This is a genomic window from Syntrophorhabdaceae bacterium, assembly GCA_036504895.1.
Classification (GTDB): Bacteria; Desulfobacterota; Syntrophorhabdia; order Syntrophorhabdales; family Syntrophorhabdaceae; genus PNOM01.
Genome location: DASXUJ010000088.1, coordinates 17,329 through 34,258, shown reverse-complemented (window position 1 = coordinate 34,258; position 16,930 = coordinate 17,329). Strand labels below are relative to the sequence as shown.

15 protein-coding genes are annotated in these 16,930 nt (G+C 55.8%); 14 read left to right on the top strand and 1 reads right to left on the bottom strand.

What is annotated here, in order from left to right; genetic code table 11:
* Positions 1-46 precede the first annotated feature (46 nt).
* The 10 genes from VGJ94_12510 (at position 47) to VGJ94_12465 (ending at position 11,345) form a co-directional block, all read left to right on the top strand.
* On the top strand, positions 47-1,024 hold the full coding sequence (locus VGJ94_12510; GenBank protein ID HEY3277434.1) for a glycosyltransferase family 2 protein: 978 nt from the start codon (positions 47-49) through the stop codon (positions 1,022-1,024).
* A gap of 188 nt (positions 1,025-1,212) precedes the next feature.
* Positions 1,213-2,331 carry a glycosyltransferase family 1 protein gene (locus VGJ94_12505; protein HEY3277433.1) on the top strand — a complete coding sequence of 373 codons (1,119 nt, stop codon included), beginning with the start codon at positions 1,213-1,215 and terminating at the stop codon, positions 2,329-2,331.
* Between the two features lie 99 nt (positions 2,332-2,430).
* Entirely contained in the window at positions 2,431-3,381 is a 951-nt protein-coding gene (locus VGJ94_12500) for a glycosyltransferase family A protein (protein ID HEY3277432.1), read from the top strand.
* Positions 3,362-4,594 carry a DegT/DnrJ/EryC1/StrS family aminotransferase gene (locus tag VGJ94_12495; protein HEY3277431.1) on the top strand — a complete coding sequence of 411 codons (1,233 nt, stop codon included), beginning with the start codon at positions 3,362-3,364 and terminating at the stop codon, positions 4,592-4,594. The genes VGJ94_12500 and VGJ94_12495 overlap by 20 nt, the downstream gene beginning before the upstream one ends.
* A 1-nt stretch (position 4,595) precedes the next feature.
* Positions 4,596-5,603 carry a glycosyltransferase family 4 protein gene (locus VGJ94_12490; GenBank protein ID HEY3277430.1) on the top strand — a complete coding sequence of 336 codons (1,008 nt, stop codon included), beginning with the start codon at positions 4,596-4,598 and terminating at the stop codon, positions 5,601-5,603.
* Positions 5,604-5,615: 12 nt separating this feature from the next.
* Positions 5,616-7,055 carry a flippase gene (locus VGJ94_12485; protein ID HEY3277429.1) on the top strand — a complete coding sequence of 480 codons (1,440 nt, stop codon included), beginning with the start codon at positions 5,616-5,618 and terminating at the stop codon, positions 7,053-7,055.
* Entirely contained in the window at positions 7,045-7,659 is a 615-nt protein-coding gene (locus tag VGJ94_12480; protein HEY3277428.1) for a hypothetical protein, read from the top strand. The genes VGJ94_12485 and VGJ94_12480 overlap by 11 nt, the downstream gene beginning before the upstream one ends.
* Positions 7,660-7,682: 23 nt before the next feature.
* Complete coding sequence (locus VGJ94_12475) at positions 7,683-8,420, top strand: class I SAM-dependent methyltransferase (protein ID HEY3277427.1); 738 nt, start codon at positions 7,683-7,685, stop codon at positions 8,418-8,420.
* The gene (locus VGJ94_12470; GenBank protein ID HEY3277426.1) at positions 8,407-8,964 is read left to right on the top strand and encodes a hypothetical protein; all 558 of its coding nucleotides are present in this window, start codon (positions 8,407-8,409) and stop codon (positions 8,962-8,964) included. The genes VGJ94_12475 and VGJ94_12470 overlap by 14 nt, the downstream gene beginning before the upstream one ends.
* 2 nt (positions 8,965-8,966) lie before the next feature.
* On the top strand, positions 8,967-11,345 hold the full coding sequence (locus tag VGJ94_12465) for a glycoside hydrolase family 9 protein (GenBank protein ID HEY3277425.1): 2,379 nt from the start codon (positions 8,967-8,969) through the stop codon (positions 11,343-11,345).
* Between the two features lie 10 nt (positions 11,346-11,355).
* Here the strand turns inward: VGJ94_12465 and VGJ94_12460 are convergent, their stop codons facing one another.
* On the bottom strand, positions 11,356-12,345 hold the full coding sequence (locus VGJ94_12460; GenBank protein HEY3277424.1) for an acyltransferase family protein: 990 nt from the start codon (positions 12,343-12,345) through the stop codon (positions 11,356-11,358).
* A gap of 52 nt (positions 12,346-12,397) precedes the next feature.
* Here VGJ94_12460 and VGJ94_12455 point away from each other — a divergent pair, with 52 nt between their 5' ends.
* From VGJ94_12455 to VGJ94_12440, 4 genes are read left to right on the top strand one after another with little or no spacing between them, the layout of a single operon-like run.
* Positions 12,398-12,604 (top strand): hypothetical protein, encoded by a 207-nt coding sequence (locus VGJ94_12455; GenBank protein HEY3277423.1) that lies wholly within the window; start codon positions 12,398-12,400, stop codon positions 12,602-12,604.
* 60 nt (positions 12,605-12,664) lie between these two features.
* Positions 12,665-13,801, top strand: a complete 1,137-nt coding sequence (locus VGJ94_12450) for a glycosyltransferase (GenBank protein HEY3277422.1) — start codon at positions 12,665-12,667, stop codon at positions 13,799-13,801.
* Positions 13,802-13,811: 10 nt separating this feature from the next.
* A complete protein-coding gene (locus VGJ94_12445) occupies positions 13,812-15,257 on the top strand; it encodes a sugar transferase (GenBank protein ID HEY3277421.1) in 1,446 nt (481 codons plus the stop codon).
* A 28-nt stretch (positions 15,258-15,285) separates the two neighbouring features.
* Complete coding sequence (locus tag VGJ94_12440; protein ID HEY3277420.1) at positions 15,286-16,902, top strand: tetratricopeptide repeat protein; 1,617 nt, start codon at positions 15,286-15,288, stop codon at positions 16,900-16,902.
* Positions 16,903-16,930 lie beyond the last annotated feature (28 nt).

Here is a 16,930-nt window from a genome sequence, read left to right as displayed (position 1 = left end):
GTGGTGCGTCCTCTCCCCGCTTAAGCGCAATCCCGCGAACTTACCTGTGAGAAATGATTTCCTTAAGCTCTCGATAATAATAGTTACCTGGAACACCGAGAATTTTGTTGCCGACTGCCTCGCCTCCGTTACGCGGGATGATGTGGGGGTACCCCATGAGATAATCGTGGTGGACAATGCCTCCACCGACGGCACGGCAGCGGCTGTAGCGCAGTTCGGGGGAGTACGGTTCATACAAAATGAATCGAACGAGGGGTTCGCGAAGGCAAATAACCGGGCGATCCGGGAGGCGAAAGGGGAATATCTCCTTCTCCTCAACCCGGATACGATAATACCCGATCCTGCGATATTCAAGAACTGGATAGCATTCATGGACCGCTCGGCGGATGTGGGTGCGAGCGGTTGTGGTCTCGTCTTTCCCGACGGCAGCCGCCAGGTAGGAGACGCAGGCTTCAAGCCGGGGCTGATCACCGCCTTCAATTTTGCCTTTTTCCTCTCCAGAGTATGGCCTCGCCGATGCAAGGGCCTCTTTCTCAACGGCAACCCGGGCGGCAATGAGCTTGACGTGGACTGGATATGCGGGGCCGATCTCCTCGTGAGAAGGTCCATACTGCCCGTCACGGGTCTTCTGAACGAAGGGATCTTCATGTATGCCGAGGATGTGGAGTGGGGCTGCCGCATCAGGTCTTTCGGGTACCGGATTTGTTATCTGCCTCGCCTTAAGATCGTGCATCTCCAGGGCGGGAGTGCGGACCGTGGTGTTGAGGAGCGTATTTCCCCGGTCTGGCTCGAAAATCTTCGCAGGCTGTACCGAACGTACCACGGGGGCCATACCGCCTTTCTCTTCGACGTTATCCTCGCCTGGGGATACCTGGGCAGATTCCTGCTTTACCGCCTCCATAACCTGAGACAGGGGAGAGATATGAGCAGGAGGAAAGCACGGATGATGGGCGCCTATGCCGGATACCTCCTCACCCACATGTTCCGCCATCCCGCCGATAGCGCCTTTTTCAAAAAGGAATGAAGGGGAGCGTAGGCGGTCTTTCTTTGAGCCGGATTGCCGGGCCGGCCGTGAAGGGAAGGCCCATGCACCCGCCTCACCCGAAGGTCACACTCCTGATGCGCGCACGGGGAGCGGAAGAAAACCGCACCGACGGCGGCTCTTACGTTTTTCCCCTCTTATCCGATAAATAAAACAGAGAAAGAATGCATATGAGGATAGGGATCGATTTTCATCTGGCGGAGAGAGAGGGTACGGGAAACTGTACGTATATGAGGAACCTCGTGGAGAGGCTCGTCTCCCTCGACAGAACGAACGCCTATCTCCTCTACGTGACCGATTCCGCGTATGCTTATTACAGGACCTTCGATTCCTATCCCCACGTAAGCCTCCGCTCTTTGGGGGCGGGGTCGCCGCCCGTCAGAATGCTTCGTATGGGCCTTATGACCTATAAGGACCGGATCGACATTCTTCATGCGAATTATTACGGCCCTCCTTTTTTCAGGGGAAAACTTATCCTCACGGTCCATGACCTTTCTTTTCTTGCCATCCCGGAATGTTTCACCGCCTTCGAAAGGGTGAAGGACCAGATCCTTATCCCCCATAATGTGAGACGGGCCTTCAAGGTGATGACCGTCTCCGAATTTTCGAAAGAGGACATCGTCAGGAATTATCATGTGCCGCCCGATCATGTCGAGGTGGGGTATAACGGCGCGGGGCCCCTTTTCAAGCCCCTCGAGGATAGAGAGGCTGCCCGGGCAGTGGTGAAAAGCTACGGGGTCACAGGGGAGTACATACTCTACGTGGGAAGGCTCAATAAGAGGAAGAACTTGAGGAGCCTCGTTGCCGCCTACGGGGCGTTGAAAACGGAAAAAGGAATCCCCCACCAGCTGGTGGTGGGAGGCGTCAGGGATTTCCTGCCCCCTGACGAGATGGAGGAGATCAGCCGTTCACCCTGGAAAAACGAGCTCATTTTCACCGGGTTCCTGCCCGAGGAGCACCTTCCCCTCTTCTACGGCCTTGCAGATGTCTTTGTCTATCCTTCCCTATATGAAGGTTTCGGGCTCCCCTGTCTCGAGGCCATGTCTTCGGGATGTCCGGTAATAAGCTCCGACCTCACCTCCCTGCCGGAAGTGGTGGGAGATGCGGGCATACTCCTCGACCCCCTCGATGTGAAGGGTCTGGGTGACGCGATTTTCCGCGTGGTCTCCAATGACGCGCTAAAATCGGAGATGAGGGCGAAGGGATTTCAACAGGCGAAGAAGTTCGGCTGGGATAAGACCGCGATGAAAATGCTTGAAATCATGAAGGAAGTGTCCCGTGACCATTGAGCGTGAGATCAGGATGATACGCACCGGTTATAATCGCGCCCTCACGTGGGAGAAGGAAGCACACGACCCGCGCACAAAATTCCCGGAGAGAGATAAATAATGTCCGACCGGAATATCCTTGCCACCGTGATCATTCCCACCTATAACCGGGCCGAGATACTCGAAAAATGCCTTGACGCCCTCTCGAAGCAGACCCTTCCCCTCGCGGATTTTCAGGTGATCGTGGCCGACGACGGATCCGGGGACGATACAGGCCAAAGGGCGAGACGCTTTCAGGAGGAGGTGTTTCCCAACCTGCTCTACCTCCGTCAGCCGAACAGCGGCCAGAATGCCGCCCGCAATAATGCGATCCGCCACGCGGCCGGACCGATACTCTTCTTTTTCAACGACGATACCGTGGCGACCCCGGGGGTACTGGAGACCCATCTCGCGTGCCATAGGGAATATCCGGCCGAAAATGTGGCGGTCCTCGGGAGGATCACCATGTCACCCGATATGCCGCCCTCTTTATTCGCCAAATTGCACCTCGATACCGCCTTTGACCTGTGGAAGGGCCGTACGGAGCTGGACTGGCACGCCTTCTTCACGTGCAATATATCGGTAAAGAAGACATTTCTCGAGAAATACGGCCTTTTTGACGAGAGTCTCCGCTACAACGACGATGTCGAGCTGGCCGAGAGGCTGTCCCACCACGGTCTCAGGATCATGTACAAGCCGGAGGCGCTCGGCTACCACTACCACCACCTCACGGAGACGTCCTATCTCGAGCTTGGGAAACTGAGCGGGAAAACACTCGCCCTTTGGTACAAGAAATCGCCCCACCTGAAGGACGAGCTCGCCTCCGTCGGTTTTTATCTCGGGCTGCCGGCGAAGAAAAGGCTTAAATACCTGGCCGCGGGCATCCTGGTCAACAGAAGGACCATTCCTTTGATGCTGTTTCTTGCGCGGCGGCTCTCAAAGTCAGACGAAAATCTATCCCTCATGTTCTACAGGAAGATATATAAAGCTCTGGAGCGGGAGAATATACGACATGAAATGCGCCGCAAATAAGAAGAACAATAAGACGAGTACGAAACTGGCCCTCTATGGAGGGACCCCTGCCCGTCGAAAAGGGAAGTTCCTCGTCTTCGGGGCGCCCCTCATCGAAAAATCGGAGATCAACCGGGTGGTCGCCTGCCTGAAAAGCCGTTGGATCGGCACGGGGCCCCTGGCCCATCAGTTCGAGGAAGATTTTGCCGCCTACAAGGGAAAGCGCTTCGCCGTGGCGGTCAACTCGTGCACTGCGGCCCTCCATCTCTCCCTGCTGGCGAGCGGAGTAGGGCCGGGCGACGAGGTGATCACCACCACCATGACCTTCTGCGCGACGGTCAATGCCATCATTCACAGCGGCGCCACCCCCGTGCTCGTCGATTGCGATCTCCCATCCATGAATATCTCGCCTTCTCTCATAGAGGAGAAGATCACGGCGAAAACAAAGGCCATCCTCGTCGTCCATTTCGCGGGCCGTTGCTGTGATATGGACCCCATACGGAGGATCGCGAAACGCTATAACCTCATGATCATCGAGGATTGCGCCCATGCGATCGAATCGGAATACAGGGGCGAGAAATCGGGCAGCTTTGGCGATATCGGCTGTTTCAGCTTCTATGTCACCAAAAATATCATTACCGGCGAAGGGGGAATGATCGTGACGGACGACGAGAGGATCGCCTCGACCGTAAAAGTCCTCGGCCTTCACGGCATGAGCAAGGATGCGTGGAAAAGGTTTTCCGACGAGGGGTACAAGCATTACGACGTGGTCTTCGCGGGCTTCAAGTACAATATGCCCGACATAACCGCCGCCATAGGGGTGGAGCAGTTGAAGAGGATCGAGCCCTACTGGGAGAAGCGCAGGGACATATGGGATACCTATAACAGAAGCTTCGCCGACCTCGCCTGTACCGTGCCGGCGCCGGTGGAGGAAGAGACGCGCCACGCCTATCACCTCTACACCCCGCTCATCGATATCGACCGCCTGGGGAGGAGCCGCGACTGGGTGCTCAATGCCCTCACCGCGGAAAACATAGGGACGGGGGTCCATTATATCCCCATCCATCGTCATCCCTACTACCGGAAGACCTATGGCTGGAAAGAGGGCGAGTTCCCGAATGCGGAGCGGATCGGGGACAGGACCATCAGCCTCCCCCTTTCCCCGGCCCTTTCCCCGACAGACGTAGAGGACGTGATCCGGGCATTCCGGAAAGTCATGAGCGAGGCGAATTAAAATGAAGATCGCCGTCGTCTCGATCGTATTTAAAAAAACGCCTCCCGATGGATATGGAGGCATAGAGCGGGTCGTCTATACTCTCGTCGAGGGCCTCGTAAAGGCGGGTCATGATGTCACCCTTTTCGCCATCCCCGGCAGCTACTGCTCGGGAAAGACGGTGGAGGTGCCGGGATACGATCCTTCCAAGGCCCCGAGCGGCATCAGGCGGCCGTCGGATGTCATATCGGAAGAGCCTCTCTGTGCGGCCATGGAGGAGTACCTGAGGGCGAACCCGGTGGACGTGATCCACGACTGGTCTTTTCAGAACCTCTTTGTCCTGAGGCACCCGGAGATCCCTTCCGTGATCTCCACCTGCATTCCCCCGGCGCCCGATTACAGGAGGCAAAACCTGGTGGCATGCAGCGCGGCCCATGCAAGGCAATGCGGAGGCGCCACCCGGTACGTGCAATACGGACTGGAACTGGACAAGTATGACTACAGTTATGATAAAAAGGATTATTTCATCCATATCTCGAAGATTGCGAGATATAAGGCGCAGCACCTCGCGGCCCTGGCCTTCAGAAGAATACCCGAAAAATTGCTGATCGCGGGAAACATTGAAGACAAGCTCTACTATCATACGGTCTTGAAGCCGCTCCTCTGGTTCTCTCCCAATGTCTCCTATATCGGCGAGATACAGGGCACCAACAAATACCTTCGGGATGCACGGGCCCTCATTCAGACGCCCCGTTGGTTTGATGCCTTCCCCCTGGTGGTGCTCGAGGCTTTCGCATCGGGTACCCCGGTGATAGGATTTGCCGAAGGGGGCGTGCCGGAGCAGATTGTGCACGGGGTCAACGGCTTTCTCTGTAATTCCGTCGAGAGCCTGAGGTCCGCGGTCGGTCGGATAGACGAGGTGAGGCCCCAGGACTGCCGGGCTTACGCGGAGGAGCATTTTTCAGACGCCCGCATGGCCCGGGATTATGTCGAGCTCTATACGAGGGTCATGGACGGAGAGGTCTGGTAATCTCTCCCGGATATGAGCACGGCGCGACAATATCTCACCAACCTGATCGCACAATCGGTGGGGCGTTTGTGCACCTTCGGGGTCAATTTCTCCATCTTCGTCCTTATTGCACGGGCGGGAGGGACGGAATTCTTCGGCCGTTACTCCTACGTGATCACATTTCTGAACGTCTTCACCCAATTTGCCGATTTCGGCATGACCTCCGTACTGGGAAAGGATATCGCCCAGGTTCAGGGAGACAAGAAATCCTATTGGGGAAACTTTCTCGTGCTGAAGACCGCGTTCAGCCTGATATCGGTGGCAATTGCGGTCATCGCGGGGTACATGATGAGAAAGGACCTCTTTTTGGTCCTTCTCATCGGCTCCCTTTTTATACCCTTCCTCTCCGCCAGGTTTTTCGAGCCTGTCTTCCAGGTGCACAGAAGGCCCTGGCTCTCCATGTACTCGTCCCTTCTCTACGGGGCAGTCTACCTGCTCCTCTCCCTCTTGGCCCTGGGGTTCTCCGGCGACCTTCTCTCCGTCGTCCTCGCGTTCCTGATCGCGAACATAGTGTACGGCGTCTCCGCCTATTATTTTACCTCCAGGCTGATAAAGCCTTCTTTCGTCATCGAGCCGGCACGGATGAAGCAGATATTGGTCCTTGCCGTTCCCCTGGGGGTCTCTGCATTCTTTACGATCGTGAGCGGCAGGGTGCCCATATTCATGCTCGCAGCCATGAAATCCGACTTCGCCGTAGGCATGTTCAATGCTTCCTACCGATTCTTCGAGATATTTGTCATGGCCGGGGCGATTCTCGTGGGCCCCTTTATACCCATACTCTCCGCCAAGGCCATGCATGATCTCGCCTCGCTCAAACGAATATCCGTAATGATTATGGAGCTTGTGGGGATTTTCGGGGTCTCTTTCGCCATACTGATGACCTTCCTGGCCCCCGTCCTGATCAGGACTATCTTCGGTGAGAGCTTTGTTCCCGCGGCCCCGTCCTTAGCCATTCTGATGTGGGCGGGCATGCTCGTCTTCCTGTCGCTCTTCATGTCGGCCGTGGTCCTTTCGATGAGCGTCGTCCACTTTGCATACTGGAATACCGCGGCAGCCGCCGTGATAAGCATTCTCCTCAACTATCTCTGGATTCCGCAGTACAGTTTCGTAGGTTCTGCATGGGCACTGCTCCTGTGCGAGGTATTCTTGAGCTCCACTACCCTGGTCTTTGTGATCCGTCATGTGGGTAACCCTTTCCAGGCAGCTCCGTGGGTGAAGATCGCGGGCGCAAACCTTACCCTTCTGGGGATTCTCTATTTCCGTCCCCTGGGAGACGACCATCTTTTCCTTAACGTGGCCGCAGGCGTGGTGGTCTATGGGGCGCTCATATTCATTTTGAAGGTGTTCCCGTGGAATGCCATTCGCCTTCTCGGTGAAGTTGCGTCCAAGCTCAAGGTGCGTTATGCCTCGTAAAACCGCACGGCTGATGGTTTTGACCAGGAATGTTTTTTCCCTGTTTTACCAGCGGCAGGTGAAATTCACTTTCTCAATGGACCTTCTTGCGGAGTTGTCCCGGAGAGAATGGACGGCGCCGGACGGCTATTCCCTCCGTTCACCTGACCGGGAGGCCGACGCTGAAGCATGGGCGAGCCTTCTCAACTCGGACGGCAATTTCGGTGTCTGGACGGCCGAAAGGATAAGGGAAGAGATTTTCAATCGCCTGGCGACCCCTGATTCCGCCTCGGGGGTATGGTGGGGAAAGGAGCTCACGGGCTGTTTCAGCGCGTGTGACGCATCAGCCAAGGGAAAGAAGATCGGGATGGGCATGTGGTTTATCATCAAGCCCGCTCATCGCGGCAAAGGTCTTTCCTACCCCCTTTGCTTCCGCACCCTCGCCTATTTCGGCCGGGAGCATTATGATGCCGTCTATCTCACCAGCGATCCGTTCCGGTTGGCCGCGCTCAGCTTCTATCTGTCCAACGGGGCGAAACCCGTGTATACTTCTCTATTGAGTCCTCTTCAATGGTGGTATATCCGGATACGGCTCAAAAGATTTAAGATAAGGAATTCCCAATAGGGGCGGGAGAGGAAAGGAATCCCATGGAAAAGCAACTCAGCGAGCTGGAGGGTCTCCTCGGGAATATCTTTAAAGATAAGCCACCCCTGGTCCTCCTCGAAGCGGGATGCGGCTCCATGAGCCACATCCGCATCAGGGGAACGGAGAAAACAGTGGGCATCGACATCTCCGCGCAACGGCTGGAAAGAAACTCTTCTATCCAGGAAAGGATAGTGGGCGATCTTGAAACCTATCCCCTGCCCGAGGCGACTTTTGATGCGGTCATCTGCTGGAACGTGCTGGAGCACCTGTCGAGACCCGAAAAAGCAGTGATGAATTTCACAAAAACCCTGAAAGAACAAGGGGTCCTTATTCTCGCATTCCCGAACCTCCTCTCCGTGAAGGGACTGGTGACCAAGTTCACGCCCTACTGGTTCCACGTCCTATTTTACCGTGTGGTCATGGGCGACCGGGAGGGCGACGGGCAGTTCCCCACCTATGTCCGCCCCTTTATCGAGCCCCGACACCTAAAAAAATTCTTAGAGGCCCAGGGATTTCTTGTAAATTATTTTCGCCTCTACGAGGGACCGGTCCAGAAGAATTGGCGTGATCGTTTCCGGACCGTCGACTTCTTTTTTTCCGGAGCGGGCATGCTTCTAAAACTTCTAAGTCTGGGAAAGGTCGATGCCAATGAAACCGATTGTATCCTCGTGGCAACAAAAGAAGCGGCCCCGGTGCGCCGGGACGCGGTGACGGGAGTGAGACAAAATGTTCAATCCTAAGGGCATCGGCGCCCTGGTTCCGTCTCTCATCTTTATCTCCGGGTTTTTCTCTTTTGCCTTCGGCGGCCAATGCTATGTGGGAAAGGCCTCCTTCGCCGTGGTCCAGCCCTACCTCATCGAACGAGTCTGTTACCTCTATTCCCATGAGTCACGCACCTATAAGCCCGGCATGGAATCGGGGAACGTGGTGGCCCTTCCCAGCGTGGACCTTCATCCGGACCAATTGCACGTGGAGTACCTCAAACTACTGGGGGAAAAGAAATTCAGGGTCCTCGAGCGGAGAACCCCGGTCTTCAACTGCGGATATGACTTAGAGCTGATCAAGCGCAGTCCCGACGAGGCCTTAATGAAATCGGGGCCCCTGCCGGAGTTTAATTGCAGCGGATATATTTACCGAATGGTCCCCCTGAGGCTGGTCAACGAGAATACCTGTTACTGGGCTGCGGAAGCCGTGGTCCGGTGCGAAGAGCAGGTGCCTTTGCCGGATACACCCTTCACTCTTTTTGAAGACGAGCTGAGGGGGCCGGGGGCATCGTCGCAGTGACGATGAAACGCCGCTCCATTTCTTGCATTTTGTTGGGCATGTGCCTTTTTCTCGCCTTTTGCGGAGCGGGCAGACAGGAAACGACTGCGGAGCAGGGCGCCGCTCCCAGGCTCGTGGAGATAGGACCCGTGTCCGACGGGGTACTCGGCCTTACCCTCGAGGCGGGCGCCGTCGATTATGGCATGCAAAAACCCTACTCGCGCGAGTTGGAGGGCTCCCCTTTCCGGGACGAATCGGGCAATACCTGGATAAAACAAGGGGGAAAGACCATAGGCGCCCTCATCTGCAATTCCACGAAAGTGATGACCCTCGACCGGGTCGCGGGGGAAAAGCTCGACACGAGGCTTTCGGACCTTAAAGAGACCTATGTCGTCACCTCATCCGATGACCCCGACTACTCGAGAGGCGTCTCTCCCTCCACGGTATACAGGAAGAGCAAGCCCACCGACCTGGCGAGGGTGGCCGGCGGGTTCGACGCGCCCATGGAGCACCGGCTCTACCTCAGGTTCCCTTCACCGCTGAAAGCCGGGAGAAATTACACGCTTTCCCTCAAAATGCATAATCTCCCCGACCGGAAATTCACCTTCGATCCCCGCGTAATGAGAAGCGAGGCGGTCCATGTGAGCCATATAGGGTTCCGGCCGGACGATCCTTCAAAGGTGGCATTTCTCTCCCTCTGGATGGGAAGCGGTGGACCCATGGATTACAGGGGGGTCAAAAAGTTCTTTCTCCTGGACCAGGGCACGGGAGAGACGGTCTACGAAGGGGACATAAGGCTGTCAAAAGCCGCATCGGAAAAAAATGAAGACGCCTACAACCGGAATTTCAACGGGACCGATGTCTATTCCCTCGATTTCAGCAGCGTGACCAGGACGGGCGCCTACAGGATATACGTGGAGGGCGTGGGCTGCTCCTATGCCTTCAATATCGCCCCGGACGCGTGGGCAAAAGCCTTTTACGTTTCGGCCCGGGGCCTTTATCACCAAAGAAGCGGCATTAAGATAGGTCCGCCTTATACCACCTTTGAACGGCCGAGAAATTTCAATCCCGAAGACGGGGTAAAGGTCTATGAATCAAAGATGCCGCTGATGGAGACGGGCAACGGCCTCAAAGAAGGGAACGACGCCTTTACCTCCCTTCTCCTCGATAAAACGGGACGAACCCTCCCGAACGCCTGGGGCGGCTACTGTGACGCGGGGGACTGGGACCGCCGCATCCAGCACCTTGACGTCGCGCGGCTGCTCATGGACCTCTGGAGCCTCTTTCCTTCCTACTTCGACCGTCTCAAGCTGAATATCCCTACGGATCACCAGGCCCTGCCGGACCTGATGCAGGAGGCCCTCTGGTCGATCGATTTCTTCGGAAGGATTATGACGGAGGACGGCGGCGTGCGGGGCGGCATAGAGTCCGCGGGTCATCCGAAGTATGGAGAGGCGAGCTGGCAGGAGACCCACGACGTCATGTCCTACGCGCCCGATGTCTGGTCGAGCTACAGTTATGCAGGCGCGGCCGCCCGGGCCGCCCATGTGCTGGGAAAGCAGAGCCCCGATCTCGCCCGCCGATACCGGGAGAGCGCGCTGCGTGCCATGACATGGGCGGAGAGGGAGCTGAAAGAGCGTTATAACCTCTCCTATCCTTACCACCAGGTGAAGGACATGAGAAACCTTGCCTCTGCCGAACTTTTCCGTACCACGGGAGACCGCGGATGGCACGACCTTTTTCAGGCAACCACGGTCTTCGGGGCCGGCGGCACTCCCCTTTCAATCCATAAACGCCACGACCAGTCGGAGGCGGCATGGGTCTATCAGGGGACGGACCGGCCGGGAATGAATCCTTCTTTAAAGCGCAATTGTGTGAGCGCCATCATTGCCGACGCGGATGCACGCATCCAGAGCCAGACGAAGACAGGCTACCGCTGGATGAAGGAGCCGTGGAGACCTGCCTTCGCAGGTACTTTTACCGTCCCCGACTCTCTCTCCGTCATACGGGCCCACATTATTACGGGGAAAAAAGAGTATCTTTCCGCCGTGGTGCTCGCGGCCCAGACCGGAGCCGGCGCCAACCCCCTCAACCTCTGTTATACGACCGGAGTGGGCCATGCCTATCCCCGCCACGTGCTCCACATGGATTCGAGGGTCACCCGGCAGGCGCCGCCCCCCGGGCTTACGGTGGAGGGACCCTTAGATGTCGATCATTTGGGAGGACCCCAGAACCCGCTTCACATGTACGCGGGGAACTTCTGTTTTCCCGCGGCCGCGAGCTGGCCGGTGATCGAGAATTACTGGGACGTGTTCTGGTACCCCATGATGTGTGAATTTACCGTGCACCAGACCATCGCTCCCAATGCCTTCGCATGGGGGTATCTCGCTGCCCGGAAGTAGGCGGAAAACGTTATTGCTGCCTGGCGGGCATTTTTTCGTTCCCGCTCAGGAGAAGGGAGAGGACCCTGCTGTGGGGGAAGACATAGAAAATCATGAAAAGCGGACCTGCCAGGCCTGCCGCGAACGTACATGGCACGATCCAGGGCCCCGGCAGTGAAATGGACCTGGCAAGGAGCAGGTAGACCGGAAATATGAAGAAATACTGAAGAAGGTAAAGGGAAAACGAGTAGGTCCCCGCGGTCTCCAATATTTTCCGCGGAAGAAACCTGCTGTAGCAGAAACAGACGGAAAGAGTGAAGATGATGCCCCATAAGGCGTTGCTCAAGGGCAAAAGGAACCACCCGGTTTTCACGAAGAGTATATAACCGGCTGCAAAAAACAGAAGGGCCGCCGGAGGGAGCCATTGCTTCTTCAATAGGGCGAGGAACTGCTCCTGGACCGTGGAAACAAGCATCCCCAGGCAATAGAACATCCCGTAGTGGAGGATCAGGCTCGTTCCGAAAAGGGGGATATCAGGCTCGAACACCTGAGGAATGAGAAGGGCCGCGATTATGAAATAGGGGTTGGCGGCGGCAAGAAGGGGCGTCAGGGCGCGCAGAATGATAATCACATAAAGGAACCAGAGGAAGCGCGCAGGGTTCTGGGCGGGAAAGACGAGGATGTCGAAAAAAAGTCGCGTGGGGACAACCGGACGGACCGCCAGGTGGGGAACGAAATATTTGAGCAGGCTGAAAAGAAGGCTGACGCAAATATAAGGTATGATCAGACCGGGGAGGCTTCTCCCGGTTACCCTGATCCATTCCGACAGGGATCGCGCCTGCCGGTCCTTCAGGGAAAAAAAACCGGAAAGAAAGAAAAATAGAGGCATGTGAAAGGCATAGATGACTGAAAACAAGAGAGGAAATACGGACCTGATCGGTTCGCTATGTCCCAGGGTCACGAGGATTATACCGATGCCACGGCTCACCCGCATTTCCGGTATATATCCGTTTCTTGCCATTTCCGAGTCTATACTTCATTATAAAAGACCGGTATTGTCAAGGAAAAATCGTTTGAAGACCGACTCTTTCGGCCTGAAGGTCGGCGCGGGTAAGGCACTCGATTTCGGGTGCGGCGCGGGCAGGCTCACCCTCGGCCTTTCGCAATATTCCGATCACGCCTGCGGGGCCGATATCGCTCTTTCCATGATAGACCGTAACGCCATTCCTCTTCTTGCCGCGCCCGCGGGAGAGGGGACGCGCAAGCCCGAAAAACCTTGACTTTAAAGGGCCCATAGAGTAAGTATTTCCTATCGTTCCGCACGTTCGTGAAGGGGAAATTTGAAAAAAGAAAATAAGAGTCGCCCATTGAAGGTTGCCATAATAGGTACCCGCGGCATTCCGGCATGTTACGGAGGATTCGAGACTTTTGCGGAGGAGCTTTCCTTGCGTCTGGTCGAACGGGGCCACGAAGTGACCGTCTACGGGCGGTCGAACATCATACATTACCCGGAGCCCTTTTATAAGGGTGTTCGGCTCGTGATCCTTCCCACCATCAGCCACAAGTATTTCGATACCGTGGTCCATACCTTCATCTCCATGCTCCATGCCATGTTCAGGGATTACCAGGTGATCCTCCTGTGCAATGCGGCGAACAGCCTCTTTTCCTTTATCCCCCGTCTGACGGGAAAGAAAGTACTCATAAACGTGGACGGGATTGAGCGGATGAGGGCGAAATGGAATGCCGTCGGCAAGCTCTGGTACCGGATGGGAGAGATAGGGGCGTGCATTTTTCCCAATGTGGCAATTTCGGATGCCTTGGTGATCGAGCATTACTATAAAGAGACCTACGGGAAAGATACGGTCTTCATTCCCTATGGGGCAGAGACGGAGAAGGCCCGTACCAGGGCGGCTCTCGACGCCTTCGGCCTTGTCCCCGAGGACTATTTCCTCTACGTGAGCAGGCTCGAGCCTGAGAATAATGCCCATCTCGTGATCAAGGCCTTTGAGAAGGTCAAGACGGAGAAGAAGCTGGTCATCGTGGGGGACGCCCCCTACAGCGAGGAGTATATCAAGAACCTCAAATCGACGAGGGACCCGAGGATCATATTCACCGGCTTTGTCTTCGGCGACGGCTATAAGGAGCTTCAGTCACACGCCTACGTCTATATCCACGCCACCTCCGTCGGGGGGACCCATCCCGCCCTCATCGAATCGATGGGCTTCGGCAATTGCGTGATCGTCAACGGAACGCCCGAGAACAGGGAAGTGGTAAGGGATGCAGCCGTCATTTTTGACGAAAACAGCGAGACGAGCCTTCAGGAAAAACTTCAGATGGCGACGGACGGCGGGATCTCGGTGACGGAGTATCGGGAGAAGGCTCGAAAAATGATCGAGGAAAATTACACATGGGACAAGGTGACCACGTCCTATGAGGAGCTTTTCAGAAAAACGCTAGGCAAGGGAAAAAGGAAATAGCTAACCGTCTATGATACGAGAGCACGAGCGATATTTCTCCCCCATCATCTTTTTTTTCGATTGCCTCTTCATTATCCTCTCCTATGTCCTCTCCGTCTCCCTTTACATGAAGCTCCTCCATGCGCTCCATCCCTACGTGCGCTTCGGAATAATAGGGGCCAGTTCTATCTATTGGGACAGGTATCTCCTGACCCTGCCTTTCTTTTTTATGATCTTTGTCTTTTTTTACCAGTTCTGGTACCGCCACCGGGTGCTCCAGGCGAAAAAGATCAAAACTATGGCGCTTCAGACGGCGATCCCCTGCCTCTTTACGGGACTCATTTTCATGGCCTTCGTCCTGGTCAACTATTCCTTCAGAGAAGATATTTGGCTCGTTTTTGCCTTTGTCTTTTTCTCGTGGGTGTTCCTTATGATGGACAGGCTCCTCGTGCTGCTCTACATAAGAATGGAGCAGAAGAAGGGCAGGTACACGAAGTATCTTCTCATCGCGGGGACCGGTGAGCGGGCCGTGAAGGCGGCAGGTCTTTTCGAGGGAAACCCGGGTTGGGGGTTCGAGGTGCTGGGGTTCCTCACCAATGAAAAGACGGAGGTGGGCCGGGAGATCTCACATTATAAGGTCCTGGGTCTCGTGGACGACCTGCCCCAGATCCTCGAAAAAAACGTGGTCGACACGATCTTTTTCACCGGCGGGACGGACAGCACCACCCAGATACGGAACCTCGCGAACCGTTGCGAGATGATCGGGATCGATTTCGTTCTCGATGTCTCCACCCTGCTCGCCAAGACAATCGGCGTCTCCGCCGAACCCCTCCAGGACATGTCGACGATCCTGTTCAAGCCCCTGCCTTACAGCCCGGAGAAGCTGTTTCTCAAAAGGGTATTTGACGTAACCGTCTCGGGGATCCTGATTGCGCTCTGCACCCCCTTCTGGATCATCATCCCCCTGCTGATCAAACGGGATTCCCCGGGCCCCGCGCTCTACATCCAGGACAGGATCGGCAAGCACGGCAGGCCTTTCAAGATGTTTAAATTCCGCACCATGGTGAGCGGTGCGGACAAGATGCTCGAGAAGGTGATGCACCTTAACGAGATGGATGGGCCTGTCTTCAAGATCAAGGAAGACCCGCGCCATACGAGAATCGGAAAGCTCCTGAGGAGCACGAGCCTCGACGAGCTCCCCCAGCTGTTCAATGTCTTCTTCGGCACCATGAGTCTTGTGGGACCGAGGCCGCCAATCCTCAAGGAAGTCCTCCAATACAGGCCATGGCAGCGAAAGAGGCTTTCCGTGACCCAGGGCGTGACGTGTCTGTGGCAGGTGAGCGGGAGGAATGAGATAAAATTTGACGAATGGATGAAGCTGGATCTTCAGTATATTGAGAACTGGTCTTTGACTCTCGATTTCAAAATCATATTGATGACTGTGAAGGCCGTGTTATCGAGAAAAGGGGCGGCCTGATGGTCCCGGATCTCGCAAGGGGGTTAGGATGAGTTTCTTCAAACGGGTATTCTCCTTCGGAAAAGACGAAGAATACGACGAGGCGATACGTCTTTTCAATAAACACCAGTACAAGGAGGCGATAGAGAAGTTCGAGGAGATCCTCAAGCGGAAAACCTCGACTACGAGCCTCCATCATAACCTGTCCCGCGTCTATCTGAGCCAGGCCCATCGGAACCTGGGGATCATCTCTTTTGCCATGGGAAACTTCTCCATTGCCCTCCATGAGTTCCAGAAGGCGCTCCAGTTCAACCCCGATTATACGGAGCTCTATCATTTCATCGGAGTGGCGCAAAATAACCTCGGCGACTTCGAAGGCGCCATCAAGAGCTTCACCGCGCTCCTCGATATCGAGCCTTCCAACCTCCCCACCAGGCTGAAGCTCGGGGTGGCCTTCCATAACCTCGGCATGTGGGACAAGGTGATCTCCCTTTACCGGAAGATCCTGAAGCATAACCCCGAATATGCGGATATCCACTACCGCCTCGGCCTTGCCTACCTGGGACGGGGTTCTATGAACGATGCCATCGATTCCTTCGAGAACGCCCTGGCAATTAATCCGAATTACCTCCAGGCCAGGATCAAGGCATCTCTGAGCTATGCCTACCTCGGAAAATATGACGAGGCCCTGACGGAGCTGACCGCGGTCGAGGAGAAATTCCCCACCTATGCGGATATCCAATACTATCTCGGCATCCTCTATACGGGCTGCGACGAGCCGGAGCAGGCGATCGCCCATTTCAAGCGCGCCCTTGAGATCAACCCCACCTATAAAAACGCAAAGGCGAAGCTCGGTTTTCTCTATTGTCACCTCGGGCGCGTATCGGAGGGCATCAAGGAGCTTGAGGGCGCCCGTAAGATCGATCCCCAGGACCATGACCTGAAGATGACGATCAATGCCCTGAAGTCGACAAAGGGCCCGGAGCGTGAAAGGGAGGGGGAGTTCTCGGGCATCCTCAACACGGTCCTGGGCGGCGAGCGGCAGATCGCCCAGACCATGCACGAATTCATCAAGCATATCGAGATCGGTCCCGATGTGTCGGAGATCGTCTCCATAATCATGAGCGTCTCAGAGGAGGACAGCTCCTTGTGCGAAGCCCTTATCCCTCTCGTGCAAGAGCACATCGACAAGCACTCCAATTACCCGGACCTTCACGACAGCCTGGGCACCCTCTACCTGAGGCTTGGCGACCTCAAGGAGGCAAGCCTCTCTTTCGGCCGGGCCGTGGAGCTCAATAAGAACTATCTCGGGGCCCGGTTCAACCTCTTCTATACGTTAAAGACCCTCGGCAAAAACGAAGAGGCCCTCGAACAAGGCCAATTCATCTCGGCAAAGAATCTGCCTTATCCGGATTTTTACTGCGCCCTGGGTGAAGTCTATCTCGCGTTGTCGAAGTTCGACGAGGCCCTCGCGAGCGTGGAGAGGACCCTCGCCCTCAACCGGAGCTATGCCCGCGCTCATATGCTCATGGCCCAGATATACGAAAAGCAGGGGAACCACGAACTGGCCCTCGAGGAGCTCGACAAGTGCGTCGTGTGCAAGCCCCCGAGGGAGATCCAGACGGAGATAAAGCAGATGACTGCCCGCCTGAAAGACAGCCACTGACCCGGAACCTCCTTTGATCTGAAGAGAC